The sequence below is a fragment of the Nonomuraea typhae genome (genome assembly GCF_009760925.1).
Lineage (GTDB): Bacteria > Actinomycetota > Actinomycetes > Streptosporangiales > Streptosporangiaceae > Nonomuraea > Nonomuraea typhae.
Window position 1 is genome coordinate 133,720 of sequence record NZ_VRLV01000019.1, and the last position, 24,260, is coordinate 157,979.

Genomic DNA, 24,260 nt, shown 5'->3' on the forward strand with positions numbered 1-24,260 from the left:
AAGCTGTGTACGACTCGGCTCAGGGTGTGGGAGCACTGTGGACAGTCTTGTGGATAACTCTCCGGCGTATCCCCAGAGTGCCTGTTGAGCTGCGGAAACAGTGTCCACCGACTGTGGAGGAAAGAAAGTTGGCCTGTCGCCGCACGTAAGGCTCATAATGGACAAATGCCCATTACATCGGAGGATCGGGAGATTCTCCGGCTAGCCGTCCCCGCCTTCGGGGCGCTCGTGGCCGAGCCGCTCTTCCTGCTCGCCGACTACGCCATCGTCGGGCACGGTCTGGGCACCACCGCGGTCGGGGCGCTGGGCGTCGCCGGCACCGTTCTGACGACCGTGGTGAACCTCTGCGTCTTCCTCGCCTACGGCACCACCGCCGCGGTCGCCCGGCTCACCGGCGCCGGCGAGCACACCCGCGCCATGCGCAACGGCGTGGACGGCCTCTGGCTGGCCATCGGCATCGGCCTGGCCGTCATCGCCGCCGGCTGGCCGCTCGCGCCCTGGGTCGTGGACCTGTTCGGCGCCGCCCCGGAACAGGCCGCGCAGGCCGTCGTCTACCTGCGCATCAGCCTGCTCGGCGTGCCGGGCATGCTCGTCGTCCTGGCCGGCACGGGCGTGCTGCGCGGGCTGCAGGACACGCTCACCCCGCTGGTGGTGGCGATCGGCTCGTTTGCCCTCAACGCCGCGCTCAACGCCTGGTTCGTCCTCGGCCTCGACTGGGGCATCGCGGGCTCGGCCTGGGGAACCGTGGCCGCCCAGACGGCCGGCGCCCTCGTCTACCTCGCCGTGGTCGTCAAGGGGGCCCGCCGGCGCGGCGTCTCCCTGCTGCCCGACCCCGCCGGGCTCAAGCAGGCGGGAACCGCCGGGTTCGCGCTGCTCGTGCGGACCGTCTGCCTGCGTGTCGTGCTGGTCGTGGCTACCGTGGTGGCCACGCGGATGGGCCAGGCCGAGCTGGCCGCGTTCGCGATCTCCACCCAGGTGTGGTCGCTGCTCGCCTTCGCCCTGGACGCGATCGCCATCGCCGGGCAGGCCATCACCGGGCGGGCGCTGGGCGCCGGCGACGTCGCCGCCACCCGGTCCGCCACCCGCCGCATGGTGCTGTGGGGCGTCTGGTCCGGTGTCGCGCTGGCGGCGCTGGTGCTGCTGGCCAGGCCGTACATCCCGGGGTTGTTCGCGGCCGATCCGCAGGTCACCGCGGAGCTGCTGGCGGTGCTCTGGCCGGTCGCGCTCTTCCAGCCGATCTGCGGCGTGGTGTTCGTCCTCGACGGCGTGCTCATCGGCGCGGGCGACCAGAAGTACCTCGCATGGGCCGGCGTGTGGACGACGCTGGCCTACCTTCCCGCCGCCCTTCTTGCCACCGGATGGAACGTCGTTGCGCTTTGGTGCGCGCTTGGTCTGTGGATGATTGCACGTCTGATCACGCTGGTCCGGCGGGCTCTCGGCACTGCATGGCTGGTGACCGGGGCGTAACCGTCCCGTGCTTGTTGTGGCGTGATCGGTGAGGCACTGTGAGCGAGTTCACCGAGCAGGGTTGGTCGCTCTTGTCCACGATGATGCGCCGATTACCGCCATCAGAGGCCACCGGGTTGCGCACGGGTGCCCGGCACCGCCTCGCGCAACTCTATGGGCCCGCGGACCTCGTGGTGCTCGGGCTGGGCGTGACCATCGGAGCGGGCATCTTCAGCATCGCGGGCACCCAGGCGGCGACCACCGCCGGGCCGGGCGTCCTGCTCTCCTTCATGATCGCGGGCATCGCCTGCCTGCTCTCGGCCCTCTGCTACGCCGAGCTGTCGTCCACGATGCCGACCTCGGGCACCGCCTACACCTTCGCCTACGTCATCTTCGGCGAGGTCTGGGCGTGGGTCATCGGCTGGGCACTCCTCCTGGAACTCCAGCTCGCGGCGGCGGTCGTGGCCCGGGTGTGGGCCATCTACGCCGCGCAGTTCCTCACCGACTTCGGCATCCGCCTGCCGTACCCTGACGTCTTCTCCGATGGCTTCGCGCTGTTCATCCTGGTGCTGCTGACCGCGATCGTCTCGCTCGGCGCGCACATCGGGCTCCGGGCCCTGTGGGTGATCGTGGGGGCCAAGCTGCTGGCCATCCTGGCGGTGCTGGTCGTGGGCGCGTTCCACATCAAGGCGGCCAACTTCGGCAACTTCTTCGTCGAGGCCCGGCCCTCCCCCACCCCGCCGGACACCGTGCTCGAGGTGATCCTCGGGCAGAGCCAGACGTTCGGGTGGTTCGGGGTGTTCGCCGCCGCCTCGGCGATCAGCTTCGCCTACATCGGCTTCGACCTGGTCACGACCGCCGCCGAGGAGACCGTCAACGCCCGCCGCGCGGTGCCGAAAGGCGTCATCAGAAGCCTGGTGATCGCCACGGTGATCTATCTGGGCGTGGCGATCGTGATGATCGGCATGGTCCCGTACACCCGCATCTCCACCGACGCGCCGCTGGCGGGAGCGTTCCGAACGGCCGGCGTCGACTGGATGGTGCACGTCATCGACATCGGCGCCGTGCTCGGGCTGACCACGGTGATCCTGGTGCTGCTCGTCGGCCAGACGCGCGTGATGTTCGCGATGGCCCGCGACGGACTGCTGCCCCGCGGGCTGGCCACGATCAGCCGCCGCTTCCACACGCCCTCCAGGGTGACGTGGGTGATCGGCGGGATCGCGATGCTGATGGCCCAGTTCGTCCCCGTCTTCACCTTGCAGGAACTCGTGGTGCTGGGCGCCCTGTTCGCCTACCTGTTCGTCGCGATCGGCGTGATCATGATGCGCCGCCGGCTGCCGGACCTCGAACGCGGGTTCACCGTCCCCCTGTCACCCTGGCTGCCCGGGTTGTCGATCGTGGCGACCGTCTGGCTCATGGTCAACCTCAGGGCGCTCACCTGGGGCTGGTTCGCCCTGTGGATGGCCGTCGGGCTGCTGGCCTATCTCCTGTACGGCAAGCGGCACAGCGTCCTGGCGGCCCAGGTCAAGGGCCGGGGACGGCACCGGCGTTAGTACGACTCCAGCACGGTGTGCAGGAACTCCCGCGTCCGGCGGTGCTCCGGATCGGTGAAGATCTTCTCCGGCGGCCCCTTCTCCAGCAGCACACCGTCGTCCAGGAAGCAGACCGTGTCGGCGATGTCCCGGCAGAAGCCCATCTCGTGCGTCGTCAGGATCATCGTCATGCCCGTTTCCTTGAGCTCCCTGATGACCCCCAGCACCTCGCGCACCAGGACCGGATCCAGCGCCGAGGTCACCTCGTCCAGCAGCATCAGCCGCGGCTGCGTGGCCAGCGCCCGGATGATGGCCACGCGCTGCTGCTGGCCGCCGGAGAGCTGGTCGGGGTAGGCGCGGGCCCTGTCCGCCAGGCCGAACCTGGCCAGCAGGTCGTGCGCCTGCTGCTCGGCCTGCTCCCTGGGCGCGCCGTGCACCTGGCGGGGCGCCAGCGTGATGTTGTCCAGCACGCTCATGTGCGGGAACAGGTTGTACGCCTGGAAGACCGTCCCGATCCGCTTGCGGACGTCGTCCACGTCCACGCGCGGGTCGGTGATCTCCCGGCCCTCCAGCGTGATCACGCCGTCGTCGACCGTCTCCAGCAGGTTGACGCAGCGCAGCAACGTGGACTTGCCCGAGCCGGAGGCGCCGATCAGGCAGACGACCTCGTGGGAGTGCACCTCGAGATCGACGCCGCGCAGCACGTGGTGCCCGTCGAAGTTCTTCCACACCCCGTCGATGCTCAGCACGCTCATGCGCCACGCCGCCTCTGGGCTCTGGCGGCCAGGTGGTCGGTGAACCTGGCCAGCGGGATCGTCAGCAGGATGAACAACAGCGCCGCCACCAGGTAGGCGGTGTAGTTGAACGTCTTGGCCGCGTGGATCTGCGCCGACCGCAGCGCCTCCACCGCGCCGATGGTGGCCACCAGCGCGGTGTCCTTCTGCAGCGAGATGAAGTCGTTGAGCAGCGGCGGAACGACCCGGCGCGTGGCCTGCGGAATCACCACGAACCGCATCGTCTTGGCATGGCTGAGCCCCAGCGACCTGGCCGAGGCCACCTGGCTCGGGTGGATCGACTCGATGCCCGCCCGGAACACCTCCGCCACATAGGCGCCGTACGACAGGGTCAGGGCGATGATGCCGAGCGTCGCCGGATCCGTCGGCACGCCCTGAAGGTTGAGCGCGGGCAGCCCGAACCCGACCATGTAGATCAGCATCAGCGTGGGAATCCCGCGGAAGAAGTCCACGTAGAAGATCGCCAGGGCGCGCAGCGGGAAGAAGACCGGCGCCTTCAGCCCTCGCACCACCGCCACCAGCAGCCCGATCACCAGGATCAGCGGCTCGGCGATCAGGAACATCTTCACGTTGAGCAGGAAGCCCTCGAGCACGTCCGGCAGCGCCCTGGCGAAATGCTCGGCGCTGAAGAACCTCTCCTGAACCCGCGGCCAGCCCGGCGCGTTGACGACCACGCCCGCGACGATCAGCAGGCAGATAATCGTGGAGGCCGTCGCCACCGACACCGAGCGCCGCGCCCGCGACCTGCGCACCCGCTCCCGCTGAAGCTGCCGGTCGCTCTTGACCCAGGCGGTGGTCACTTCAGGTCCGGCGCACCCGCGGCCGAGCCGAGCCACTGCTGCTCGATCTTGGCCAGCTCACCCTTGGACTTCAGCGCCTCCATGGCCTTGTCCACGCAGCCCTTCAGCGGGCTGCCCTTCTGCATGACCAGCCCGAACTCCTCCGGCGTCGCGCCCGTCGCGCTGAACTGGCCCACGATCTTGGACTTCTCGATCTGGGCGGCGGTGACGAAGAACGCGGTCGGCAGGTCCACCACCAGGGCGTCGACCTGCTTGTTCTTCAGCGCGGTGACGGCGTCGATCTGCTCGTTGTAGACGTTGGGGTCGGCGGCCGGCTTGATGACGTCCTTGACCGCGTCCAGCGACGTCGTGCCGACCTGGACGCCGATCTTGACATCCTTCAGCTCGGCCAGGCTCTTCGCCGCGGCCGCCTTGCTGCCGTCGATCGCGACGATCGCCTGCTTGACCGTGTAGTAGCCCGGGGAGAAGTCCACCGCCTTCGCCCGGTCCGGCGTGATGGAGACCTGGTTGACGTCGAAGTCGAACGTCTTCGGCCCGGGGGCGAACGCCGCGTCGAACTTGACCGTGCTCCACTGGATCTCGTCCCGGTCGAAGCCCAGCTCACCGGCGACCGCGAACGCCACGGCGCTCTCGAACCCCTGGCCGTTGGCCGGATCGTCGTCCTTGAACCACGGCTCGTAGGCGGGCTTGTCGGTGGCGATCGTCAGCTTGCCCGGGGTGGCCAGCTTGAGCTGGTCCTTCGTGCAGGCCGTGGAGGTCGTCGGGGCCGCGCCCGTGGTGTTGTCCGCCGGCGCGCAGGCGGCCACCGCCGTGACGAGCGCGCCGAACGCAAGCAGCATCGAGGGACGGACCATGGCGTGAGCCTCCAGAAGCACCGGGGAAGAACGTCCCACATTCTACTGCTGTCAGCTAGGAAATAAGCCACGACCAGGTATTACACCTCGTAACGCCCTACGGGGGTGATCGGCCGATTTGATCGGCGACGGGCGGGTACGGCGGGCGGCGTGGGCCACGGCGGGTGGTCAAGGTGGACCGTTGCGGCGGGGACCACGTCCGACGTGAGAAGCGACCCCCACGATCGGCGCTCACCCACGACGGCGGGTGGAGGTAGGCGGGCCTGCCGTAATGAAGTGAAGAGACGAGTGGGACACGACAAAGGCCCCCGCGCGGTACCGGGCGGGGGCCTTTGTCGAACGTGAACCGTCAGCCGGCGACGACCTCCACGTCCACCGAGGCCGAGACCTCGGGGTGGAGCTTGACGCTGACCTTGTGGCTGCCGACGCTCTTGATCGGGTTGACGATCTCGATGCGGCGGCGGTCCAGGATCGGGCCGCCGGCGGCCTTGACGGCGTCGGCGATGTCGCCCGTGGTGACCGAGCCGAACAGGCGGCCGGAGTCGCCTGCGCGGGTGGCCAGCTTGACCTTGAGGGCGCCGAGCTGGCCGGCGACCTCCTTGGCGGTGCCGAGGTCGCGGATCTCGCGAGCGTCACGAGCCTTCTTGATGGACTCGATCTGCTTCTCGCCGCCGCGGGTCCACCGGATGGCGAAACCGCGCGGGATGAGGTAGTTGCGGCCGTAGCCGTCCTTGACCTCGACGACGTCGCCGGGGGCGCCGAGGCCGGAGACCTCGTTGGTGAGGATGAGCTTCATATCGACGAAACCTCCCTTAGCGCGCGGTGCTCGTGTAAGGCAGCAGAGCCACCTCACGCGCGTTCTTGATCGCGGTCGCCACGTCGCGCTGGTGCTGGGTGCAGTTGCCCGTCACCCGGCGCGCACGGATCTTGCCGCGGTCGGAGATGAACTTCCGCAGCAGCGCCGTGTCCTTGTAGTCGACGTAGGAGATCTTGTCGTGGCAGAACAGGCAAACCTTCTTCTTGGGCTTGCGCAGTGCCGGCTTGGCCATCGTGGTGCTCCTTTCAGAGCCCCGCTGTGATGCGGGAATGGACTCGGGCTTGTGAACGGGTGGTTAGAAAGGCGGTTCGTCGCTGAAGTCGTTGCCGCCGCCGAAGCCGCCGGAGCCGGAACCGCCCTGCTGGCCGCCGCCGCCGTAACCGCCGCCGCCACCGCCGCCACCGAAGCCGCCGCCCTGGGGCGGGGCCGGGGACGCGGAGGCCCACGGGTCGTCAGCGGGTCCGCCGCCGAAGCCGCCACCGCCGCCACCCTGACGGGAGGTGCGGTTGACCTTGGCGGTGGCGTTGCGCAGGGACGGGCCGACCTCGTCGACCTCGACCTCGTAAACGGTGCGCTTCTCGCCTTCCTTGGTCTCGTAAGACCGCTGCTTGAGCCGCCCCTGAACGATGACCCGCATGCCACGCTGCAGCGACTCGGCGGCGTTCTCGGCCGCCTGACGCCACACGTTGCAGGTCAGGAAGAGGCTTTCGCCGTCTTTCCATTCATTGGTCTGTCGATCCATGAACCGCGGAGTGGATGCGACTCGGAAGCGAGCCACGGCTTGACCCGTAGGGGTGAAGCGCAGCTCCGGGTCGTCGACGAGGTTGCCGACGATGGTGATGACGGTGTCGCCTGCTGCCATGGCTTTGGAGCCTTCCTGAAAACTCTTGGGTTACGGCTCAGAGTACGGCTGCCGCCCGACAAAAGCCGGGCAACAAGCTGCTTAGTGCACGTCGGGGCGGATGACCTTGGTGCGCATGATGCCCTCGTTGAGGTTCATCTGCCGGTCGAGCTCCTTGACCGTCGCGGGCTCCGCGGACAGGTCGATGACGGCGTAGATGCCTTCCGACTTCTTGTCGATGTCGTAGGCGAGGCGGCGACGGCCCCAGACGTCGACCTTCTCCACAGTGCCGCCGTCGTTGCGGACGACGGTGAGGAACTGGTCGAGGGACGGCGCCACAGTGCGCTCATCGAGCGAAGGGTCCAGGATGACCATTACTTCGTAACGACGCATGCGGACTCCAACCTCCTCTGGACTCTTGCGGTCACGACGATCTGCCGTGACAGGAGGACGCTGACGTTGACCATGGCCGGCCGCACCCCATGCGGCCCCAGGTCGTCTACAACGCAGCGTGCCCAGGTTACCAGCCGCTCGTGGATGGGAATGCCCCTTGGGACAAGGGGGTGGTGACCATGCCACACATGCTGGAACCGTCCGACAGCACGGAACGCTCGATGCTCGCCCTCAACAGCGACGGGCGAGCGCATCCCCGGGAGAACGCGCTGGCCGTCGCGACCCTGGCGGTCGGCCTCGTGGCGTTCGTGGCGACCTTCTTCACCGGCGGGCACGCCGTCGCGTCGTGGGCCGGGGCGCTCGGCTTCGGCATGGGCCTGTACTCGCAGTACGTCTCGGTGACGACGGGCGAGCGGGTGCTCAACATCATCGGCATCGTGGCCGCGTTCGTGGGCGTGGCGCTGGGCATCGCGCGCGGCGGGTTCCTGCCCTAGGAACCGCCCAGGCGCAGATCGACGCCGAGCAGGATCAGGAACCACAGGAAGATCGCGAGCAATGCCTCGGCCAGGTCCCTCAGCAGGCCCGGGGTGATGTATTCGTGGATCCAGGCGACGTAGATGCCGACTAACACGTAGATCAGAAATATCAGGGAAACCGTTCTGCGGTACACGGAAGCTCCTCATGGAAGATGGGGCTCCCTGCGCCTGCCCGAAGAGTGTCACTCCAAACTGTGTCTAATGGTCGCACTCACCACGGGGCTCCGCTGGTTACGCAAGCTGCCGCTCTCCGCCCCAGGGTTCGCCGCTCCGGCTAATCTCGACGCCATGGTGCTTATCGGAGCTCACGTCGACCAGGACGACCCCGCCGCCCACGCGGCCGAAGTGGGCGCCGAGGTGGTGCAGTTCTTCCTCGGCGACCCCCAGGGCTACAAGGGCCCGGTGCTGCCCGGCAAGCCCGTCGAGGGGGTGGACGTCTACATCCACGCCCCCTACCTGATCAATGTGGCGACCACCAACAACAAGATCCGCATCCCCAGCCGCAAGCTGCTCACCCAGCACCTGACGGCCGCCGCCGACCTGGGCGCGAAGGGTCTGATCGTGCACGGCGGCCACGTCAACGCCAAGGACGATCCCCAGGTCGGCTTCGACAACTGGCGCAAGGTGTTCGAGCGCCTGGAGGAGACGCGCATCCCGGTCCTGATCGAGAACACCGCGGGCGGCGGCAACGCGATGGCGCGCAAGCTGGAGCGCATCGCCCGGCTGTGGGACGCGCTCGACGGGTTCGACGTGGGCTTCTGCCTGGACACCTGCCACGCCCACGCCGGCGGCGAGGAGCTGATCGACCTGGTCGAGCGGGTGAAGGCGATCACCGGCCGGATCGACCTGGTCCACTGCAACGACTCGCGCGACGACTTCGACTCCGGCGCCGACCGGCACGCCAACCTCGGCGAAGGCAAGATCGACCCGGAGCTGATCCTCGCGGTCTGCCGCGCCGCGGACGCCCCGATCGTGGTGGAGACCCCGCCGGACGGCCAGGCCGCGGACATCGCCTTCCTCCGCAAGAACCTGTGAATACACAGCCTGTGGATAACTTCCCTGGATTACCGGACCGCAGGAGTGGGTAAGCGCCTTCACCCGGCCCAGGCGCCGGTCAGGAACCGGACGGTGTTCAGCACCATCAACGGCCCCGACACCAGCGCGTACACCACGAAGATCCACCGGTGCCGCAACTGCGCGAAGGCCACCCACAGCGGAAACCACAACACCAGCGACCGCGGAATCGACAGGTAGTAGGCCGAGGTCATCAACGCCCCGGCCTGCAGCCCGCAGTAGACCAGCGAACTCCACCGCCGCAGAAAGGCCAGCCACACCAGCCCCAGCACCGCGACGACGACCCCGGCTATCTCCATCCGGAAGGCGACGGCGAACTCGTCGCCCCCCATGGCCGCCTCCCACGTCTTGGCGAACGACTCCCAGGGCCACACCATCTCGCGCCCCCAGCCGGCCTCCTGGGCGTTCTTCCAGGCGAACCAGTCCCCGGAGCGCGTGTAGTGGTAGAAGGAATAGCCCACGAGGGGAAGAAACGGTACGGCCAGCCAAGGCGCCTGCCGGAGCGCGGGCCGGGAGGAGACGAACTCCACGCACAAGGCCACCGCCAGGAACAACCCGGTGATCCGCACACACGAGGCGCCCGCGGCCAGCACCGCGGCCAGCGGCCAGCGGCGCTGCCGGGCCGCCAGCCACGCCGGTACGGCGAAGGCCAGGAAGAGCGACTCGCTGTAGCCGGCGGTCAGGAAGACGGCGGTCGGGAACAACAGCAGCGCCAGCACCGCCACCCACCCGGCGCCGCCCTCGAAGACGGCCAGCCGGGCCAGGAAGATCGTCGCCACCGCCCCGGCCGCCAGCGAGATCAGCAGCCCGGCCAGCGACCAGTCGGGCACCACCAGGTGCACCAGCCGCAGCGCCAGCGGCATCCCGGGGAAGAACGCGGGCAGCCCGGCGTCCGGATCCCGCCCGGGGACGCCGTCGTAGCCGTACTCGGCGATGACGACGAACAACCCGGCGTCCCAGGCCCGCCACTTGCCGAGGTAGTCGTGCAGGGAGACGCCGAGCAGCGTCGCCACCAGCAGTCCGAAGCGCGTGCCGAACCACAGCAGCAGCGCGTCCCGATCCGCCGAGCGAGTGATCATCGAGAGGCGGGCACCAAGGTGAACCGGTCGGGCGCCTGGTCGAACACGCCACCGATCTGGTCGTCGATGTCGCCCTGCCGTACCACGTCCTTGTCGGGACGGAGGATGTCACGCACGACGAAGGCCATCATGATGCCGATCGTGATCACGCGGCCCCAGACGGCGGTGAAGTAGGTGTCGTCGCCGATGCCCAGGTCGGCCCGGTCCAGGGGCGGCTGGGCGACCAGGTAGAGCCAGATGGCGAAGAAGTACCAGACCTCGGCGACCTGCCACAGGGCCAGCGGCTTCCAGTTGGGCCTGGCCAGCACGGCGAAGGGGATCAGCCAGAGCACGAACTGCGGCGACCACACCTTGTTCGTCATCATGAACGCGGCCAGGGCCAGGAAGCAGATCTGCGCCAGCCGGGGCCGCCGCGGCGCCATCAGCGTGAGGAGCGCGATGCCGAGGCACAGCAGCGCCAGCGAGCCGAAGCCGAGCAGGCTCACGTCGGCGGTGCCGAGCAGGGGCCAGCCCTTGTTCTGGAAGAACAGCCACGGCGAGCCCCAGTCGACGCCGCGTTCCTGGGAGAAGACGTAGAAGCGGCGCCAGCCGTCCCACGCGAAGATCATGAACGGCACGTTGACCGCCAGCCAGGCCGCGGCCGCCGCGCCCATCGTGACGAGGAAGGGCCGCCATCGCGCGCTGCGCAACGTGAGCAGGAACAACGCGCCCACGAACATCAGCGGATAGAACTTGGTGGCGATCGCCAGCCCGAGCAGCACGCCGGCGAGGATCTGCCGCTTGCGCGCCCAGGCCAGCAGCATGGCCATCGACAGCGCCCCGGCCACCAGGTCCCAGTTGATGTAGGCGGCCAGGATCACCGACGGCGCCAGCGCGTACCACAGGGCGTCCCAGCGGCGCGTCGGCCCGGCGACGGCAGCCATCAGCAGCACGCCGACGACCAGGCAGACGGAGAGCAGGACGACCGTGATGTCGTAGAAGAGCACGCCCTGCGCGACCACGTCCCCGGCGGTCCTGGCCAGCCAGGCGATGGCCTGCATGACCTCGCCCAGCACGACCGGGTACTCGACCTGCTTGTCGAACGGCACCTGCGCGAAGTACGGATTCTGCGTCGAGAGCTGCCGATCGAACCAGAGGGGATAGATGTCGGTGTAGCAGAAGCCGGTGTAGGTGGAGACCTGATCGTTCCAGCCTCCGGTACGGCACGGCAGCCTGACCACGTAGGCCAGCGTCGCCCCCAGGGCCGCGAAAAGCCCCAGGGGCAGGTACGGCACCGCCCTGATGTAGACCGGAGGCTTCATCAATCCTCGCGCCGGCTCGGCATGGGGTTGGGTACCGCGGCGCCGCGGCCCATCATGCTGTCACCGTCTCCCTCGGGGATGCCGCTGCCGTCACCGGTCTCCTCGTCCACGCTGACGTCGCCGTCGTCCTGGCAGGCCGGGTCGAGGAGCGGGCAGCCGACGTTCGGGTCCTCTTCCTCGAACGGGTTCTCCGGGTCGGCGGTCGGCGTCGGGGTGGGCGTCGGGGTGGGCTTGGGCGCCAGGTTCTCCGGCACGCCGCCGTCGGCCCGCGGCGGGAACTGCATGACCTCGTCGCCCTTGGTGGCCTCGGTCATGAACGTCTTCCAGATGGCCGCCGGGTAGGTGGCGCCCTGGTAGCCGCTGGGCAGGGGGACTTCGAAGGCGCTGCTGTATGCCTTCTGCGGCGTGTACTTCTTCTCCTTGGCCGGGTCCTTGCCGCGGTACCACGGGCAGTTGTCGTTCACCGGCGCGACGAGCTTGCCCTTGGCGGTCCTGCACTCCTGCTTGTACATGCCGACCGCGGTGGAGATCTGCGGGGTGAACCCGACGAACCAGACGTCCTTGTTGTCGTTGTTGGTGCCGGTCTTGCCGGCGACCGGGCGGTCGTAGAGGGCGGCGTTCCGGCCGGTGCCGCTCTTGACGACGGCCTGGAGGGCGACGGTGGCGTCGGCCGCGGCCTCGGGGGAGATCACCGTGACCGCCGCGTAGTTCTTGTCGTCGACGACGACTTGGCCGTTGCGGTCGGTCGCCTTGATGATCACGTGGTTCTTGATGTGCTTGCCTTGGTTGGCGAAGATCGAGTAGCCGCCTGCCTGCTCGACCGCGGTCACGCCGCTGGAGCCGATGGTGAGCAGGTAGCTCTGCCTGTCCTTCGTCTCTTCCAGCCGCTCCTTGTCGATGCCGGCGCGGGAGGCGATTTCCACGACGCTCTGGAGGCCGACCTTCTCCCCCATCTTGGCGAAGGCGGTGTTGACCGAGCTCGCGGTGGCCTTGACGACGTCCACGGACGTGGCGCCCGAGGGGTGGTCGTTGTTGATCGGGCTGGTGCCCGGCAGCTCGATGGGGCCCTTGGCCGGCAGGTAGCTGCGCAGGCTGTAGCCCTGCTCCAGCCAGGCGGCCAGCACGTAGGGCTTGAAGGCGGAGGCGGCCTGCTTGACCGACATGAACGCGTCGTTCCAGGCGTCGGTGGCGTAGTCGTCGCCGCCGTAGAACGCCCTGATCCGGCCGGTGCGCGGGTCGACCGCGGCCAGCGTGGCCATGACCTCCTTGGGGGCGTTGCGCGTGTGCTGGTTCACCGCGCGCTTCGCGGCCTCCATGAGCTTCTTGTCGAAGGTGGTGCGGATCTTGTAGCCGCCGGTCTTGAGGTCGTCCTCGTCGATCCCCAGCGGCCTCAGCTCGTCGATGACCGTCCGGATCATGTAGCCCTGGACGCCCTTGTAGTAGTCCTTCTGCTTGTCGGCCTTGCGCTTGGGCGACGTGGGGCTCTTGGCCAGGAGGCCCGAATACTTCGCCGGGTCGAGCTTGCCCATCTGCTCCAGCACGTACTTGTACCGGTACTCGGTGGGGCCGTTGTCGCCCGACTTCTCGGAGGTGTCGAAAGAGGACGGGTTCTGGATGCGGCCGGCCAGGTAGGCGCCCTCTTCGGGGGTGAGCTTGCTGACCTTCTTGTCGAAGAAGTACTGGGCCGCCGCCCCGATGCCGTTCGCGCCACGGCCGAAGTAGATGGTGTTGAGGTACTGCAGGAGGATCTGGTCCTTGGTCAGCGACTGGTTCAGCTTGACCGCGACGAAGATCTCCTTGACCTTGCGCTGGAGCGAGCGTTCCTGGGACAGGCCGTCGTAGTAGTTGCGCGCCATCTGCTGCGTGATCGTGGAGGCGCCCTGGATCTGCTGGCCGGTGGCGGTGAACCACAGCGAGCGGACCATGCCGGAGAAGGAGATGCCGGAGTCGTCGCGGAAGCTGCTGTTCTCGGCGGCGATCACCGCGTCCTGGACGTGTGCCGGGATCTCCCCGATGGTCTGGACCGGGATCCGCTTGACGCCGAGCTTGGCGAGGACCTCCTTGCCGTTCTCGTAGTAGAGGGTGCTCCCCATGTCGTCCACGGCGTCCTTCGCCTGCGCCGAGGTGGGGACGGGCGTGAGGGAGTAGCCGACCATGATCATGCCGAAGATGCCGGCGGCCACGACCACGCAGCCGGCCACGACGATCTTCCAGCTCGGGATGAACCGGCGCCATCCGCGGCCCTCGCCGTCACCGCGCCCGCGCCCGCGTTCGCGTTCGCCGGGCGGAGGGCCCTCGGGCGGGCCGCCCCGGCCCCCCCGGCCGCGGCGCGGCGGGATCTGGCTGGCGATGGTGTCCTGGTCGTGCTGCCGGCGGCGCTCGCCGCGCTGGGGGCCGGTGCCGGGCTGGTGGTCGTAGCCGGGCATGCCGTGGGCCTGGGCGGGCATCCCCTGCCCCGGGCCCTGTCCCTGCCCCGGGCCCTGTCCCTGCGCGGGGCCGGGCTGGCGCTGGCCGGGGTGACCGCCCTCGTGGCCGGGCTGGGCGGCCATCGCGCCGGTCTGCTCGTAGGCGGCCTCCGGACGACGGGGCTGCTGTGCCGTACCCCATGAGCCGCTCTGCGGCGCCTGTGGCGGCGGCGTTGATGAACGGGGTGAGCCTGAGCGACGGCGCCGTCCTTGGCGGGGCGTCCCCTCATTGCTGCTGTAACTCACACGTCCTCGCATCGTCGTCGAATGGCACGGCGGGTGGGGCGTGAGGTTCCTCCCCGCCCTCGGTGTCTACGGTTGGCCGACGAGGTCCGGCGGTCCGTTGCCGAGGACGTACGTGACCGTCAGGTGGTTCCAAGAACAACTTTGGCAGACCTCAACGACGTACACCCTGAACTCGTCGTAATCATGGGCCATCACGGCGAGTTCTGAAGTGGCCTTTGCCTGACCAGCATGGCGGCCAAGCGAATCTCCGTAGACATAGGTCACGTTGGTGACGTTCTCCCTCTCGCACACCGGGCAGAGGCGCTCGGTGGGCTCGCCGAAATGGCGGGCCGCGCGGAGGAGGTACGGCTGTGCGTCACAGACGTCACTGGGCAGGGTGCGTCCATCGCGCACCGAGCGGACCACCGCCCGCTTGGCGAGGCCGTAATCCACCACCCTTCGCTGTGACCACATGGGCGCCAGACTACGGCTTTTTACCGATTCATCCCAACGCCTTGGCAAATCCATTAATTGCGGCCATATGCCGAGACGACGTATCCTCGAGATGTATCGAGCCGATACATCGACGCGAGAGGAGGGCGGTTCCATTGGCCAGCGGACAGGGCAGAGTGCTGGAACTCGCCGTGCTCGGGTCGCTGCACGAGACACCGCTGCACGGCTATGAGCTGCGTAAACGGCTCAACGAGCTGCTCGGCATGTTCCGTGCGTTCTCCTACGGTTCGCTCTACCCCTGCCTGAGATCACTCCTGGAGCAGGGACTAATCGTGGAGGAGCAACCCACTCGGGTGAGCGGCCGATCGAAGATCGTCTACAAGCTCACCGCCGAAGGCAAGGAACGGCTCCAGGTGCTGCTGACCCAGGCCGGGCCGTCCGCGTGGGAGGACGAGAGTTTCGGCATCCACTTCGCCTTCTTCCGGCACACCGAGGCCGAGGTGCGCCTGCGCATCCTCGAAGGCCGCCGCAGCCGGTTGGAGGAACGGCTCGACGCCGTGCGCACCGCACTGGCCCGCACCAGGGAACGGCTCGACGCCTACACCCTGGAGCTCCAGCGTCACGGCCTGGAGTCGGTCGAACGCGAAGTGCGCTGGCTGAATGAGCTGATCGCGACAGAGAGACGGGCCTCGGAAGAGCCCGCCACCAATAACACTGATGAGTAAGGGAGCGAGTGCGATGGGTTCGGTTCGCGTAGCCGTTGTCGGTGTCGGCAACTGCGCGGCATCACTGATCCAGGGCGTGCACTACTACAAGGACGCCGACCCGGACACCCGGGTCCCTGGCCTCATGCACGTCAGGTTCGGCGACTACCACGTCGGCGACATCGAGTTCGTGGCCGCCTTCGACGTCGACGCCAAGAAGGTCGGCCGCGACCTGTCCGAGGCGATCGTGGCCAGCGAGAACAACACGATCAAGATTGCCGACGTGCCGCCCACGGGCGTGATCGTCCAGCGGGGCCACACCTTCGACGGTCTCGGCGAGTTCTACCGCGAGATCATCGAGGAGTCCGACGAGGCTCCGGCCGACGTGGTGAAGGTCCTCAAGGAGAACCAGGTCGACGTCCTCGTCTCCTACCTGCCGGTGGGCTCGGAGGAGGCCGACCGGTTCTACGCCCAGTGCGCCATCGACGCCAAGGTGGCCTTCGTCAACGCCCTGCCGGTGTTCATCGCCTCCGACCCCGAGTGGGCGGAGAAGTTCGAGGAGGCGGGCGTGCCGATCATCGGCGACGACATCAAGTCGCAGGTCGGCGCCACCATCACCCACCGCGTCATGGCCAAGCTCTTCGAGGACCGCGGGGTCGAGCTGCTGCGCACGTACCAGCTCAACTTCGGCGGCAACATGGACTTCATGAACATGCTGGAGCGCAAGCGCCTCCAGTCCAAGAAGATCTCCAAGACGCAGTCGGTCACCTCGCAGATCCCGCACGAGATGGGCAAGGCCGACGTGCACATCGGCCCGTCCGACCACGTGCCGTGGCTGGACGACCGCAAGTGGGCCTACGTGCGCCTGGAGGGGCGCTCGTTCGGCGACACCCCGCTGAACCTGGAGTACAAGCTCGAGGTCTGGGACTCGCCCAACTCGGCCGGCATCATCATCGACGCCGTCCGCGCCGCCAAGATCGCCCTTGACCGGGGCATCGCCGGCCCGATCCTCAGCGCCTCCTCGTACTTCATGAAGTCCCCGCCGGTCCAGCACAGCGACGACGAGGCCCGCGAGTACGTGGAGAAGTTCATCCGCGGAGAAGTGTCCCGCTGACGTACGGCCCAGCCGTGTGGCCGGGCGCCGTCACGGCGCCCGGCTAAGTGGCCCGCGCGGCCGGAGGCAGTTCGTCCTCCGGCGCCGGCTCCCATGCCAAGGGGTCGTCACCCAGCGCCGTCAGCAGCGGAATCTGTTCCCTGCACCACGGCGAGATCGCCAGCAGGTTGCTGCCCACGCCTTCGATGAACTCCTGCCACGGCATCCACAGGACGCCGTCCACCTCGTCGGGGTTGGCGCTGACCGCGTCCTTGGTCAGCACCCGGTAGACCGGGCACAGCTCGTGCTCCACGATGCCGTTGTCCATGACCGCTCGGTAGCCGAAGCCCGGCAGCAGCAGGTCGGCGTGCTCCACGACCAGGCCGAGCTCGTGCGCGAGCCGGCGCAGCACCGCCTGCTCGATCGCCTCGCCGGGCATCGGATGGCCGCAGCAGCTGTTGGTCCACACGGCCGGCCACGTCGCCTTGTGCGCGGCCCGCCTGGTGAGCAGGACGCGGCCCGTCTCGTCGAAGACGTAGCTGGAGAAGGCGAGATGGCGTGGGGTGTCCAGGCCGTGGACGGATGTCTTGGGGGCGGTGCCGATCGCGTTGCCGGCACTGTCGACCAGTACCACGTGCTCCTCAGTCGTCACAGGACGAGCGTACGTGAAGCCGAGTACGGTTCTCTTCCGTTTCTTGACCTGAGCGTCCACCGGAAGGCGACGGCTAGGCTTACTGCGTGTCATTTGTTGCCGATCTCCGTGTGGTCCTGCAGGGCCGGGACTTCCGACGGTTGTTCGGCACCCGGCTGGTCTCCCAGTTCTCCGACGGCATCTTCCAGTTCAGCGTGCTCGGCTTCGCCTTCTTCAGCCCGGAGAAGCACACCAGCGCGCTCGACGTCGCCATGGGCTTCGCGGTGCTGTTCCTGCCCTACAGCCTTCTGGGGCCGTTCGTCGGCGTCTTCATCGACCGCTGGTCGCGGCGGCAGATCCTGGTCGTCGCGCCGCTGGTGCGCGGCACGCTGCTGCTGGTGACCGCGGGCATCCTGGTCGCCGGGCTGCCCGACGTGGTCTTCTACACGGCCGCCCTGTGCGTGCTGGGCGTCAACCGCTTCTTCCTGGCCGCCCTCAGCGCCGCGCTTCCGCACGTCGTGCCGCGGCAGCACCTGATGGCCGCCAACGCGGTCGTCCCGACGTCCGGCACGGTGATCACCTTCGGCGGCGTGGCGATCGGCTTCCTCATGCGCGAGGTCTTCCACAGCCACATCTCGATCATGATGGTCACCTCCGGCCTGGTCTTCGGGCTCAGCGCGCTGGTGGCCAGGACCATGCCGAGGCAACTGCTCGGGCCCGACGACGACCCGGGCCGCCCGGACACCCGCCAGGCGCTGCGCGGCGTGTTCAAGGGGCTCGTGGCGGGGTTCGGGCACCTGTCGCGCCACCGGGTGGCGGCGGCCACGATGGGCGCGATGGCGTTGCACCGGTTCATGTTCGGCATGGCCACCGCGCTGGGGATCATCCTCTACCGCTACTACTTCACCGGCGGCGACGCCAGCGTGGCGCTGCAGGGCATGAGCCTCGTGGTGGCCACCTCCGGCGTCGGCTTCGCCCTCGCCGTCGTGGTCACCCCGCTGGTCACCGAGCGCCTGACGCTGGAGCGGTGGGTGCCGTGGATGCTGGCCGCCGCCGGGGTGGCGACCGCCGTGCTCGTCACCCCCTTCCAGGAGTGGGGCCTGCCGGTCGCCGGCTTCTTCCTCGGCGTCGCCGGGCAGAGCGTCAAGATCTGCGCCGACACCGCCGTGCAGCGCGACATCGAGGACACCTATCTCGGCCGCGCCTTCTCCATCTACGACATGCTCTTCAACGGCATGTTCGTGCTGGCGGCCGCGCTGTCGGCGGCCATCCTGCCGGCCGACGGCAAGTCCTACCTCGCCGTCGGCCTCATCGCGGGCGGCTACGTCCTCAGCGCCCTCCTCTACCGGCTGGCGGTGCGGCGCGCGCGGGTGCCGGCCTCCGCCTAGACGTTCTCCCCCGCCCACTTCAGCAGCGCCGCCCTGGCCGCGTCCTTGCCGATCACGCCCTGGTCGAGGCGGAGATCGAGCAGGAACTTGTACGCCTTGCCCACCACCGGGCCCGGGCCGACGCCGAGGACCTCCTGGATCTCGTTGCCGTCGAGCTCGGGGCGGATCTTGGCCAGCTCCTCCTCCTCGGCCAGCCGGGCGATGCGCTCCTCGAGCTGGTCGTAGGTGCGCGAGAGCGCGGCGGCCTTGCGCTTGTTGCGGGTGGTGCAGTCGGCCCTGGTCAGCTTGTGCAGCCGGTCGAGCAGGTGACCGGCGTCACGGACGTAGCGCCGGACCGCGCTGTCGGTCCATTCGCCCGTGCCGTACCCGTGGAAGCGCAGGTGGAGCTCGACCAGCCGGGCCACGTCGGCCACGACGTCCTTGGGAAAGCGCAGTTCGGTCATGCGCTTCTTGGTCATCTGGGCGCCGACCAGCTCGTGGTGGTGGAAGGAGACCCGGCCACCGGGCTCGTGCCGGCGCGTCTTGGGCTTGCCGACGTCGTGCAGGAGCGCCGCCCAGCGCAGGATGCGGTCGGGCTTGCCGTCCTCCTCCTGGGCGATGGCCTGGTCGAGGACGGTCAGCGAGTGCTCGTAGACGTCCTTGTGGCGGTGGTGCTCGTCGATCTCCAGCCGGAGCATGGGGATCTCGGGCAGCACGTGGGCGGCCAGGCCGGTGTCGACCAGGATCTTGAGTCCGGCCCGGGGCTGGGCGCCGCAGACGAGCTTGTCCAGCTCGTCGCGGATGCGCTCGGCGGAGACGATCTCGATGCGCTCGGCCATCTCCGTCATCGCCGCGAGCGCCTCGGGGGCGACGGTGAAGCCGAGCTGGGAGGCGAAGCGGGCGGCCCGCAGCATGCGCAGCGGGTCGTCGTCGAAGGACTGCTGGGGCGTGCCCGGCGTGCGCAGCACCCTGGCCGTCAGGTCGGAGACGCCGCCGTAGGGGTCGACGAACTCGTGGTCCGGCAGGCGCACCGCCATCGCGTTGATCGCGAAGTCGCGCCGTTCCAGGTCGGCCTCGAGGGTCTCGCCGTACATGACCTCGGGCTTGCGCGACTTGGGGTCGTAGGACTCGCTCCGGTAGGTGGTGATCTCCAGCAGCCAGTTGCCCTTGCGGACGCCGACGGTGCCGAAGTCGATCCCGATGGTCCAGACCGAGTCGGCCCAGTCCTTGACGATCTCGAGCACCCGCTCGGGCCTGGCCTCGGTGGTCAGATCGAGGTCGTTTCCGATGCGGCCGAGCAGGATGTCGCGCACCGAGCCGCCGACCAGGGCGAGCTCGTGCCCGCGCGCGGCGAACAGCTCGCCGAGCTCGTCGGCGACCGGCGCGATCTTGTGGAAGAGCTGATTTGAGTCGGACAAGCTGGGTAGGTCCTTCACGCATTCCGGAACATATCCCCCGAGCCACACCAGGTCCGGGTTACCGTCGGTCAGAGACCGTCGGGGGCCCTGGAACGAGGCAAGGAGCTCATTCATGAAGGACGCCCTCGCGATCCACCGCTGGCTCCTCGCACACCAGGTCCAACATGAGATCGTACGCCTTCCGCGCCCCATGACGTGCGCGGACGAGCTGCCCGAAACGATCTCCGCAGCTCCCTCCCGCTGCGTGGCCGTGACGGTGTTCGAGGCGGTCACCGGGCTGGGCCGGGAGGCCGTCGCCGTGGTGTCCACCGTCGCCGCACCGCCCAAGCCGGGCGTGGTCGGGGGTCTGCTCGGGGCCAGAAAAGTACACCCTGCGCCGGCCTTCGTGGTCAACGCGGTTACCGACTACGCCGCCGGGCTGGTCTGCCCGCTGCTGCTTCCGCCCGGGCTGACCGTCCTCGTCGACGACCGCCTCAAACCCGACAACCAGCCCATCTTCCTCGCCACTGGCGAACGTCACACCGCACTCACCATGCGCGCCTTTGACCTGCTGTCACTCATGTCAGGCAAGTCCATGGACCTGCGCGTGCCACGGCGCAGAGGATCCCGCCAGACGGTCGCGCTACGGCACTGAGCCCGTACCATTGCGGGCGTGCGCCGTACTCCACTCCGGACTGACGCGTGATCAGAAAGGCCACGCTTCTCGCAGTCCTCTCCGCCGCGTTGCTCGCCCCTGTGGTCGCGACAACGCCGGGTACGGCTGCCGCCACCCAGGCGAAGCAGGAGCTCGCCCTCAGCGTCAAGTCGATCACCCCGGAGCTGCCGACCGGGCCCGCGGATCAGATCAAGCTGTCGGGCACGATCCGCAACGGCACCGGCGCCGCGCTGTCCAACATCCAGGTGCGGCTCCGCTACGGCCCGGGCCTGCGCCTGACCGACCGCGCCTCGATGAAGGCGTTCGCCGAGGACCAGGCGGCCCAGCTGCCGCAGGTCTCCACGCGGACCTCCTTCATGAACTTCACCGCGATCAACACCGGCGCCGCCGTCGAGTGGGAGATCACCGCGACGCCCATCCAGCTCGGCATGAACGCCTTCGGCGTCTACCCGATCACCATCGAGGTCGTCAACACGCTGGCCAGCTGGCAGCCGCTGGCCAAGACCCACACGTTCATCACCTACGCGCCCCCGACCGCGCCCAAGCTGCCGCGCAACCGGCTGGCCGTCGCCCTGCCCATCGTGGACGCGCCCCACCGCTCCGACGACGCCACCTTCGTCGACGACAAGCTGCCCGCCGCGCTCCAGCCCGGCGGGCGCCTGGCCAACCTGGCCGAGCTGGCCAAAGCCGCGCCCAAGAACATCACCTGGTTCGTCGAGCCCGGCCTGCTCGACGACGTGCGCGCGATGAGCCAGGGCTACACCCTCAAGAACGGCACCAAGAAGCCCGCCGATCCGGCGGCCGCGCCCTGGCTGGAGTCCCTGCGCTCCTCGCTGGCCGCCACCCTCGTCGTGGCGATCCCCTACGGCGACCCCGACGTCACCGCCGTCGCCCATCAGGGCCTCGACGGCGTCATCCAGCAGGCCGTCGCGAGCGCCGGCACGGCCGCGGCCCGCAACATCAAGCGCAACGTCACGACCGGTGTCGCCTGGCCCGTCGCGGGCAAGCTCGACGACGACGCCCTCGATCTGCTGGCGGTCAACAAGATCGGCACGGTCCTGCTCAACCCGGCCAACCTGCCGCCCCAGACGCCGAGCACGACCACGCTCGACGCGGCCACCACCCTCGACACCGTCGCCGGTCCGGTCACCGCGCTCCTGCCCGACGAGGAGCTGAGCCGTACCCTCGAGCTCGACAACGCGGCGGGCCGCTCGGCCGTGATCAACCGGCAGCGGTTCATCGCCGAGACGGCGATGATCGCCGGCGAGCCCGGCCAGGTGCGGCCCAGGAACCTCGTCGTGGCGCCCTCGCGGCGCTGGAACCCCGATCCGGCCTTCGTCAGCTCGCTGCTCAAGACCGCCGCCGAGCTGCCGTGGCTGACGCCGCAGCCGCTCGACGCGATCAAGCCGGCCAAGGTCCAGGCGCCGCGGGCCGGGCTCGTCTACACCGACCAGGACCGCAAGGAAGAGCTCAGCGGCAAGTACCTCGGCCCCATCAAGGAGGTCGTCGCCGAGGCCGCGCTGGCCACCCAGATCACCACCGACAAGCGGCCCGCGGGGTTCGAGGCGGCGGTGCTGCGGCTGACCTCGGCCGGATGGCGCAACAACACCCGCAACGGGCGCGCGGCGGTCAAGCAGGTGGACGGCAAGGTGGACGACCGGCTCGACCTGGTCACCATCTCCGGCTCCGGCCTGGACCAGACGCGCACGCTGGCCGGAGTCGACGGGCAGGTGCCCATCTCCGTCCGCAACCGGCTGAGCTCGTCGGTCACGCTGATGGTCGACGTGACCTCCAACGACACCAGGCTGCTGGAGATCGACAAGAAGTACGACAAGAAGCTCATGACGATCGGCAAGAACGAGATCCTCACCGTGCCGGTGCCGATGCTGGTCAGGACGACCGGCGACGCCTCGATCACCGTTCAGCTGGAGACGGCCGACGGCGTGCCGTACGGTGATCCGGTCAAGCTGACGCTCAGGACCACCGGGTACACCGGCATCGCGCTGGTCATCGTGGGCGGCGCGCTGTCGGTCATGCTGGCCGCCGTGGTCACGCGCATCCTGCGGCGGCGCTCGCAGAAACGCCCCGCCCGGGCGGCCCAGGCACGGGAGAGTGAAAAGGTGTGAGTGAGGCCCTTCTCGGCTCAGCGCCGTTCTCGCCGACGGGCGAGCCCGCGTGAGCCGCCTGCTCCGGGCGAGCGCGATCATGGCCGCGGGCACCATGGTCTCGCGGGTCACCGGGTTCGTGCGCACGATGGTGCTGGCCGCGGCGATCGGCACCGAACTGCTCGGCGACGCCTACAACGTCGCCTACGCCATCCCGTACTCCATCCTGGACCTGCTGCTGCTGGGCGTGCTGAGCAGCGTGATCGTGCCGATGATCGTGCGGGCGCAGCAGCACGACCCCGACCGCGGGCGCGCCTTCGAGCAGCGGCTGCTCACGCTGGCCACCGTCGCGCTCATCGTGGTCGCGGTGCTGGCCGTGCTGGCCGCTCCCCTGCTCATCGACCTCTACACCGACTGGCGGCCCGGCTCGGCGCAGTTCGAGACCGCCGTCCTGCTGGCCCGGCTGATCCTGCCCCAGCTCGCCTTCTTCGGGCTGGGCGCGGTGGCCGGCGCCATCCTCAACACCCGCGAGCGCTTCGCCGCCGCCATGTGGGCGCCGGTGCTCAACAACGTCGTGGTCATCGTGGTGTTCCTGGCGTACGCCGGGGGCAAGAACCTGGCCACGGTCCCCACCGGGCAACTGGTCCTGCTCGGCCTGGGCACCACCGCGGGCATCGTGGCCCAGGCGGTCGTGCTGGTCGTGGCGCTCAAGCGGGCCGGGTTCCAGTTCCGGCCCCGGTTCGACCTGCGCAACGCGCGGCTGGGCGAGATGGCCAAGGCGGGCGGCTGGACCATCGGGTACGTGATCGTCACCCAGCTCGGGTTCATGCTGATCACCAACCTGGCCAGCGCCGCCGGCACCGCCGTACCGAACCACGGCGTCAGCCCGTACACCTACGCCTTCCAGCTCTTCCAGCTGCCCTACGGCATCATCGGCGTCTCGGTGATCACCGCCATGCTGCCCAAGATGAGCCGGGCGGTGTCCGAGGGACGGCTGGGCGACCTGCGCACGGAGTTCGGCGCCGGGGTGCGGCTGATCTCCAGCGTGATGGTGCCCGCCTCGCTGCTGCTCATGGTGCTCGGCCCGGCGATCACCGTGCCGATCTACGCCCACGGCGAGACCACGGTGGCCGACGCCGTCTACATCGGCAACGTCCTTCAGGTGTACGGCCTGGCCCTCATGCCCTTCGCGATCTTCCAGTTGCTGCTCCGGGTCTTCTACGCCCTCGGCGACACGCGCACCCCTGTCTTCATCGGCGCCGGGACGACGGCGGCCAGCGCGGTGCTGATGCTGGTGGCCAACGCGCTGCTGCCGCCCGCCTACGTCGTGATGGGGCTGGCCTTCGCCTACGCGTGCGCCTATGCGCTGGGCGCGGCGGCGGCCTGGACGATCGCCGCGCGCCGGGTCGGCGGCCTGGGCGGCTGGAGCGTGGGCACCGCGCTGACCCGCATGTATCTGGCGGCGCTGCCCACCGCGGTGCTGGCGCTGGCCGCCGTCTGGGTCACCCAGCAGGTCTTCGGGGAACTGGCCTTCGTCAACTCGCTGATCATCCTGGCGGTCGGCGGCGGGCTGGGCGGGCTGCTCTATCTGGCTGTTGCCCACAAAATGCGCATCCCCGAGGTCAACTCGATCGTTGGAATGGTCGCCGGGCGGGTAGGCCGGTAAAGAACGCGGAC

25 protein-coding genes are annotated in these 24,260 nt (G+C 68.9%); 11 read left to right on the plus strand and 14 right to left on the minus strand.

All coding sequences use genetic code 11. The features are described 5' to 3' along the window. Nucleotides 1-165: 165 nt before the first annotated feature. Nucleotides 166-1,467 (plus strand): MATE family efflux transporter, encoded by a 1,302-nt coding sequence (locus FVE25_RS46540; protein WP_157253943.1) that lies wholly within the window; start codon nt 166-168, stop codon nt 1,465-1,467. A 38-nt stretch (nt 1,468-1,505) separates the two neighbouring features. Next, nucleotides 1,506-2,999, plus strand: coding sequence for an amino acid permease (locus tag FVE25_RS46545; RefSeq protein ID WP_246268545.1), 1,494 nt, complete (start codon nt 1,506-1,508; stop codon nt 2,997-2,999). Here the strand turns inward: FVE25_RS46545 and FVE25_RS46550 are convergent. From FVE25_RS46550 to rpsF, 7 genes are all read right to left on the minus strand, one after another. Then, nucleotides 2,996-3,733, minus strand: a complete 738-nt coding sequence (locus tag FVE25_RS46550; protein ID WP_157253944.1) for an amino acid ABC transporter ATP-binding protein — start codon at nt 3,731-3,733, stop codon at nt 2,996-2,998. The genes FVE25_RS46545 and FVE25_RS46550 overlap by 4 nt on opposite strands. Next, nucleotides 3,730-4,572 carry an amino acid ABC transporter permease gene (locus FVE25_RS46555; protein WP_157253945.1) on the minus strand — a complete coding sequence of 281 codons (843 nt, stop codon included), beginning with the start codon at nt 4,570-4,572 and terminating at the stop codon, nt 3,730-3,732. Before FVE25_RS46555 ends, FVE25_RS46550 begins: the two co-directional genes overlap by 4 nt. Next, nucleotides 4,569-5,411, minus strand: a complete 843-nt coding sequence (locus FVE25_RS46560) for an ABC transporter substrate-binding protein (RefSeq protein WP_246268547.1) — start codon at nt 5,409-5,411, stop codon at nt 4,569-4,571. The genes FVE25_RS46555 and FVE25_RS46560 overlap by 4 nt, the downstream gene beginning before the upstream one ends. A gap of 364 nt (nt 5,412-5,775) precedes the next feature. Further along, nucleotides 5,776-6,222 (minus strand): 50S ribosomal protein L9, encoded by a 447-nt coding sequence (rplI, locus tag FVE25_RS46565; RefSeq protein ID WP_157253947.1) that lies wholly within the window; start codon nt 6,220-6,222, stop codon nt 5,776-5,778. A gap of 16 nt (nt 6,223-6,238) precedes the next feature. Next, nucleotides 6,239-6,475 carry a 30S ribosomal protein S18 gene (gene rpsR / locus FVE25_RS46570; protein WP_020543048.1) on the minus strand — a complete coding sequence of 79 codons (237 nt, stop codon included), beginning with the start codon at nt 6,473-6,475 and terminating at the stop codon, nt 6,239-6,241. Between the two features lie 63 nt (nt 6,476-6,538). Next, nucleotides 6,539-7,105, minus strand: a complete 567-nt coding sequence (locus FVE25_RS46575; protein WP_157253948.1) for a single-stranded DNA-binding protein — start codon at nt 7,103-7,105, stop codon at nt 6,539-6,541. 81 nt (nt 7,106-7,186) lie between these two features. After that, complete coding sequence (gene rpsF, locus FVE25_RS46580) at nt 7,187-7,477, minus strand: 30S ribosomal protein S6 (RefSeq protein WP_157253949.1); 291 nt, start codon at nt 7,475-7,477, stop codon at nt 7,187-7,189. A gap of 188 nt (nt 7,478-7,665) precedes the next feature. On the opposite strand from rpsF, the gene FVE25_RS46585 reads away from it, so the two are divergent. After that, a complete protein-coding gene (locus FVE25_RS46585) occupies nt 7,666-7,971 on the plus strand; it encodes a hypothetical protein (protein WP_157253950.1) in 306 nt (101 codons plus the stop codon). Here FVE25_RS46585 and FVE25_RS46590 read toward each other — a convergent pair. Beyond that, the gene (locus FVE25_RS46590; RefSeq protein ID WP_157253951.1) at nt 7,968-8,147 is read right to left on the minus strand and encodes a hypothetical protein; all 180 of its coding nucleotides are present in this window, start codon (nt 8,145-8,147) and stop codon (nt 7,968-7,970) included. The genes FVE25_RS46585 and FVE25_RS46590 overlap by 4 nt on opposite strands. 154 nt (nt 8,148-8,301) lie before the next feature. On the opposite strand from FVE25_RS46590, the gene FVE25_RS46595 reads away from it, so the two are divergent. Further along, nucleotides 8,302-9,048 carry a deoxyribonuclease IV gene (locus tag FVE25_RS46595; protein WP_181019935.1) on the plus strand — a complete coding sequence of 249 codons (747 nt, stop codon included), beginning with the start codon at nt 8,302-8,304 and terminating at the stop codon, nt 9,046-9,048. A 59-nt stretch (nt 9,049-9,107) separates the two neighbouring features. Here FVE25_RS46595 and FVE25_RS46600 read toward each other — a convergent pair whose 3' ends face one another. From FVE25_RS46600 to FVE25_RS46610, 3 genes are read right to left on the minus strand one after another with little or no spacing between them, the layout of a single operon-like run. After that, complete coding sequence (locus FVE25_RS46600; RefSeq protein ID WP_157253952.1) at nt 9,108-10,166, minus strand: mannosyltransferase family protein; 1,059 nt, start codon at nt 10,164-10,166, stop codon at nt 9,108-9,110. Beyond that, nucleotides 10,163-11,467 carry a glycosyltransferase family 87 protein gene (locus FVE25_RS46605; RefSeq protein WP_157253953.1) on the minus strand — a complete coding sequence of 435 codons (1,305 nt, stop codon included), beginning with the start codon at nt 11,465-11,467 and terminating at the stop codon, nt 10,163-10,165. The genes FVE25_RS46600 and FVE25_RS46605 overlap by 4 nt, the downstream gene beginning before the upstream one ends. Next, entirely contained in the window at nt 11,467-13,893 is a 2,427-nt protein-coding gene (locus FVE25_RS46610; protein ID WP_157253954.1) for a transglycosylase domain-containing protein, read from the minus strand. Before FVE25_RS46610 ends, FVE25_RS46605 begins: the two co-directional genes overlap by 1 nt. Here FVE25_RS46610 and FVE25_RS46615 point away from each other — a divergent pair. Further along, a complete protein-coding gene (locus tag FVE25_RS46615; protein ID WP_157253955.1) occupies nt 13,876-14,076 on the plus strand; it encodes a hypothetical protein in 201 nt (66 codons plus the stop codon). The two genes, FVE25_RS46610 and FVE25_RS46615, sit on opposite strands and share 18 nt — an antisense overlap. A gap of 168 nt (nt 14,077-14,244) precedes the next feature. Here the strand turns inward: FVE25_RS46615 and FVE25_RS46620 are convergent, their stop codons facing one another. Further along, nucleotides 14,245-14,631 (minus strand): DUF5318 family protein, encoded by a 387-nt coding sequence (locus tag FVE25_RS46620; RefSeq protein ID WP_157253956.1) that lies wholly within the window; start codon nt 14,629-14,631, stop codon nt 14,245-14,247. 134 nt (nt 14,632-14,765) lie between these two features. Between FVE25_RS46620 and FVE25_RS46625 the strand changes: the two genes are divergently transcribed. Next, nucleotides 14,766-15,335 (plus strand): PadR family transcriptional regulator, encoded by a 570-nt coding sequence (locus tag FVE25_RS46625; protein ID WP_157253957.1) that lies wholly within the window; start codon nt 14,766-14,768, stop codon nt 15,333-15,335. Between the two features lie 13 nt (nt 15,336-15,348). Continuing rightward, entirely contained in the window at nt 15,349-16,428 is a 1,080-nt protein-coding gene (locus FVE25_RS46630) for an inositol-3-phosphate synthase (RefSeq protein WP_157253958.1), read from the plus strand. Between the two features lie 43 nt (nt 16,429-16,471). On the opposite strand, the gene idi is transcribed toward FVE25_RS46630, so the two are convergent. Beyond that, the gene (gene idi / locus FVE25_RS46635; RefSeq protein ID WP_246268549.1) at nt 16,472-17,059 is read right to left on the minus strand and encodes an isopentenyl-diphosphate Delta-isomerase; all 588 of its coding nucleotides are present in this window, start codon (nt 17,057-17,059) and stop codon (nt 16,472-16,474) included. 86 nt (nt 17,060-17,145) lie between these two features. Between idi and FVE25_RS46640 the strand changes: the two genes are divergently transcribed. Further along, nucleotides 17,146-18,426: an MFS transporter gene (locus FVE25_RS46640; RefSeq protein ID WP_157253960.1), complete on the plus strand. Its 1,281-nt coding sequence runs from the start codon at nt 17,146-17,148 to the stop codon at nt 18,424-18,426. Here FVE25_RS46640 and FVE25_RS46645 read toward each other — a convergent pair. Continuing rightward, complete coding sequence (locus FVE25_RS46645) at nt 18,423-19,823, minus strand: CCA tRNA nucleotidyltransferase (protein WP_246268557.1); 1,401 nt, start codon at nt 19,821-19,823, stop codon at nt 18,423-18,425. The two genes, FVE25_RS46640 and FVE25_RS46645, sit on opposite strands and share 4 nt — an antisense overlap. Before the next feature lie 112 nt (nt 19,824-19,935). Between FVE25_RS46645 and FVE25_RS46650 the strand changes: the two genes are divergently transcribed. The 3 genes from FVE25_RS46650 to murJ are packed head-to-tail and all read left to right on the plus strand — an operon-like array spanning nt 19,936 to nt 24,249. After that, complete coding sequence (locus FVE25_RS46650) at nt 19,936-20,457, plus strand: aminoacyl-tRNA deacylase (protein ID WP_157253962.1); 522 nt, start codon at nt 19,936-19,938, stop codon at nt 20,455-20,457. 47 nt (nt 20,458-20,504) lie between these two features. Continuing rightward, a complete protein-coding gene (locus tag FVE25_RS46655) occupies nt 20,505-22,604 on the plus strand; it encodes a DUF6049 family protein (RefSeq protein WP_157253963.1) in 2,100 nt (699 codons plus the stop codon). 49 nt (nt 22,605-22,653) lie between these two features. Next, nucleotides 22,654-24,249, plus strand: coding sequence for a murein biosynthesis integral membrane protein MurJ (gene murJ, locus FVE25_RS46660; protein ID WP_246268559.1), 1,596 nt, complete (start codon nt 22,654-22,656; stop codon nt 24,247-24,249). The last annotated feature ends 11 nt before the right edge of the window (nt 24,250-24,260 follow it).

Coding starts and splice junctions, on each gene's coding strand:
- FVE25_RS46540 (WP_157253943.1), top strand. CDS start 166: ATGCCCATTACATCGGAGGATCGGGAGATTCTCCGGCTAGCCGTCCCC.
- FVE25_RS46550 (WP_157253944.1), bottom strand. CDS start 3,733: ATGAGCGTGCTGAGCATCGACGGGGTGTGGAAGAACTTCGACGGGCAC.
- FVE25_RS46560 (WP_246268547.1), bottom strand. CDS start 5,411: ATGCTGCTTGCGTTCGGCGCGCTCGTCACGGCGGTGGCCGCCTGCGCG.
- rplI (WP_157253947.1), bottom strand. CDS start 6,222: ATGAAGCTCATCCTCACCAACGAGGTCTCCGGCCTCGGCGCCCCCGGC.
- rpsR (WP_020543048.1), bottom strand. CDS start 6,475: ATGGCCAAGCCGGCACTGCGCAAGCCCAAGAAGAAGGTTTGCCTGTTC.
- FVE25_RS46575 (WP_157253948.1), bottom strand. CDS start 7,105: ATGGCAGCAGGCGACACCGTCATCACCATCGTCGGCAACCTCGTCGAC.
- rpsF (WP_157253949.1), bottom strand. CDS start 7,477: ATGCGTCGTTACGAAGTAATGGTCATCCTGGACCCTTCGCTCGATGAG.
- FVE25_RS46585 (WP_157253950.1), top strand. CDS start 7,666: ATGCTGGAACCGTCCGACAGCACGGAACGCTCGATGCTCGCCCTCAAC.
- FVE25_RS46595 (WP_181019935.1), top strand. CDS start 8,302: ATGGTGCTTATCGGAGCTCACGTCGACCAGGACGACCCCGCCGCCCAC.
- FVE25_RS46600 (WP_157253952.1), bottom strand. CDS start 10,166: ATGATCACTCGCTCGGCGGATCGGGACGCGCTGCTGCTGTGGTTCGGC.
- FVE25_RS46605 (WP_157253953.1), bottom strand. CDS start 11,467: ATGAAGCCTCCGGTCTACATCAGGGCGGTGCCGTACCTGCCCCTGGGG.
- FVE25_RS46610 (WP_157253954.1), bottom strand. CDS start 13,893: ATGCCCGGCTACGACCACCAGCCCGGCACCGGCCCCCAGCGCGGCGAG.
- FVE25_RS46620 (WP_157253956.1), bottom strand. CDS start 14,631: ATGTGGTCACAGCGAAGGGTGGTGGATTACGGCCTCGCCAAGCGGGCG.
- FVE25_RS46630 (WP_157253958.1), top strand. CDS start 15,349: ATGGGTTCGGTTCGCGTAGCCGTTGTCGGTGTCGGCAACTGCGCGGCA.
- FVE25_RS46650 (WP_157253962.1), top strand. CDS start 19,936: ATGAAGGACGCCCTCGCGATCCACCGCTGGCTCCTCGCACACCAGGTC.